The organism is Pseudomonas edaphica, assembly GCF_005863185.1.
Lineage (GTDB): Bacteria > Pseudomonadota > Gammaproteobacteria > Pseudomonadales > Pseudomonadaceae > Aquipseudomonas > Aquipseudomonas edaphica.
In genome coordinates, this window is record NZ_VBVZ01001064.1 from 1 (window position 1) to 890 (window position 890).

Here is an 890-nt window from a genome sequence, read left to right on the forward strand (position 1 = left end):
CGCCTGGATCGTCAAGCCGTTAAGCCTGCAAACCCTGCGCGGGCAGTTGATCAAGCTGTGCAAGGTCAAGCCGGCGCCGGAGCCTGCCACTGCGTCCTGCGACGACAGCGTGCAGCTGTCGGACAAGATGCGCCCGTTGTTCATCAGCAGCGTGCAGCAGGACTTGCAGCGTATCGATACCGCCCTGACGCAACGTGATGCCCACGGCCTGGGCCAATTGCTGCATTCGGTCGCCGGCGCCCTGGGCGCAGTCCAGGCGCTGAACCTGGCCCAAGCGTGCATCGAACTGGAAAGCGCACTTAACCGCGGCAGCCTCGACACGGCACTTGAACTCAAGGTGAAGGCGGTGATGCAGCGTCTGTCGGCCGTTCTGGAAACTCTCCAGCCCGGGCACTCTTCACTCACTTGAACTGGCACTACGGACGGCCCTTTATGAAAAAATTCAACGTGGTAATCGCGGACGATCACCCGATCGTATTGCTGGGTGTTCGCGAGTTGGTAGAGCGCGACACACGCTTCCAGGTGGTCGGCGAGGCCGTGTGCTCGGCCGGCCTGATCGCGCTGTTGCAGCACCAGGGCGCCGACATTGTGATCACCGACTACAACATGCCGGGCGACTCGCCCTACGGCGACGGCCTCAAATTGGTGGAGTACCTCAAGCGGCATTTTCCGCAGGTGCAGATCCTGATCCTGACGATGATTTCCAACCACCTGATCCTCACCCGCCTGCAAGAGCTGGGTGTGGTCGGCATCATCCAGAAAAGCCAGTTGCACACCGAGATTCAATTGGCGCTCAAGGCGATCGCCCAGCAGAGCGCCTATCGCAGCCTGGAACCGCCAAAAACCTCGGTGATCGAGACCCTTACGGCTATTGACGAGCGCTTTACCAG

2 protein-coding genes are annotated in these 890 nt (G+C 60.7%); both read left to right on the forward strand.

What is annotated here, in order from left to right; all coding sequences use genetic code 11:
- The coding region (locus tag FEM54_RS33260) for an Hpt domain-containing protein (protein WP_138454362.1) at positions 1-409 on the forward strand (409 nt) is incomplete at its 5' end.
- Positions 410-432: 23 nt separating this feature from the next.
- Positions 433-890 (forward strand): response regulator (locus FEM54_RS33265; protein WP_138454363.1); only part of this gene is annotated, 458 nt, incomplete at its 3' end.